This is a genomic window from Microbacterium karelineae, assembly GCF_009745985.1.
In the GTDB taxonomy this organism is placed as follows: domain Bacteria; phylum Actinomycetota; class Actinomycetes; order Actinomycetales; family Microbacteriaceae; genus Microbacterium; species Microbacterium karelineae.
Window position 1 is genome coordinate 1 of sequence record NZ_WFIX01000097.1, and the last position, 1,700, is coordinate 1,700.

Consider the following 1,700-nt stretch of genomic DNA (forward strand, 5'->3'; position numbering starts at 1 on the left):
ATTGGAAAGAAAGGCTCCTGGAGTTATCTTCAGACAGCCGGTAACTGAACCTTTACAGTCTGGTATCGTGGCAATTGATGCGATGATCCCTGTAGGAAGAGGTCAGAGAGAGCTTATCATTGGTGACAGACAAACAGGTAAAACTACTGTTGCTATCGATACGATCATCAACCAAAAAGAATTCTTTGATGCTGGTAAACCAGTATATTGTATATATGTTGCTATCGGTCAGAAAGCTTCTACTGTAGCACAAATCGTTAAAACACTTTCTGATAAAGGAGCTTTAGCTTATACGGTAATCGTTGCAGCTAACGCATCAGATCCGGTTCCAATGCAGGTATACTCTGCAATGGCAGGAGCTTCTATCGGTGAGTTCTTCAGAGACACTGGTAGACCGGCACTTATCGTTTATGATGATTTATCTAAACAAGCTGTTGCTTACCGTGAGCTTTCTCTACTATTGAGAAGACCACCGGGCCGTGAAGCTTACCCTGGAGACGTTTTCTACCTTCACTCAAGACTATTGGAAAGAGCTGCAAAAGTAATCGCTGATGACGAAATTGCTAAGCAAATGAACGATTTGCCAGAATCTCTTAAGCCAATTGTAAAAGGTGGTGGTTCATTAACAGCCCTTCCAATTATCGAAACTCAGGCTGGTGACGTTTCTGCATATATCCCTACAAACGTAATCTCTATTACTGACGGACAGATCTTCTTGGAGTCTGATCTATTCAACTCAGGGGTTCGTCCTGCAATCAACGTAGGTATCTCTGTATCAAGGGTAGGAGGTAATGCTCAGATTAAATCAATGAAGAAAGTATCTGGTACATTGAAGCTTGACCAAGCTCAATATAAAGAACTAGAAGCGTTTGCTAAATTCGGTTCTGACCTTGATGCTTCTACTTTAGCAGTAATCTCTAAAGGAGAAAGAAACGTAGAAATCCTTAAGCAACCGGTAAACGCACCACTTCCTGTAGAAAGTCAGGTAGCGATCGTATACGCCGGAACAGAAAACTTAATGAGAAACGTTCCATTGAACAAGATTAAAGAATTCCAACACGAATATATCGAGTTCCTTAAGTCTAAGCACCCAGATACGATGGCTGCGCTTAAGGCTGGAAAAATCGATAACGATATTACAGGTGTTCTTAAGCAGGCGGCTAACGATTTAGCTTCTAAATACAACTAAAAAATTCAATGTTTAAGGTTTGAAATATAGTGTTTTAAACCTTAAACTTTAGACCTTAAACTTTGAACCCAAATTAATGGCAAACTTAAAAGAAATACGAGGCAGAATTACGTCAATTTCATCTACGATGCAGATTACACGTGCTATGAAGATGGTTTCCGCAGCGAAACTTAAAAAAGCACAGGACGCAATCGTAATGTTAAGACCTTATTCTGAAAAATTACAGGAGCTTATCCAGAATGTAAATTCTAGCTCTGATCCTGATCAGATTTCTGTATATGCTCAGAAAAGAGAGGTTAAAAGAGTATTATTCATCGCTGTTACTTCAAACAGAGGTCTTGCGGGAGCTTTTAACTCTTCTATCGTAAAAGAGCTTAACCTTCAGTTTCAGAACAACGCCCAGTACGAGGTTGAAGTTCTTCCTGTAGGTAAAAAAGTATATGATGCTGTAAGAAAAAGCCGTACGGTATATACTAACGGAAGTACTGTATATGATAATCTGAACTTTGAT

The 1,700-nt window shown here is 39.5% G+C and carries 2 protein-coding genes; both read left to right on the forward strand.

From position 1 onward, the window contains the following. Positions 1 to 1,189, forward strand: a 1,189-nt coding sequence (gene atpA / locus GB932_RS22055; RefSeq protein ID WP_156758925.1) for a F0F1 ATP synthase subunit alpha, incomplete at its 5' end; no start/stop codon positions are given. 76 nt (positions 1,190 to 1,265) lie between these two features. Then, positions 1,266 to 1,700 (forward strand): F0F1 ATP synthase subunit gamma (locus GB932_RS22060; protein WP_197517209.1); only part of this gene is annotated, 435 nt, incomplete at its 3' end.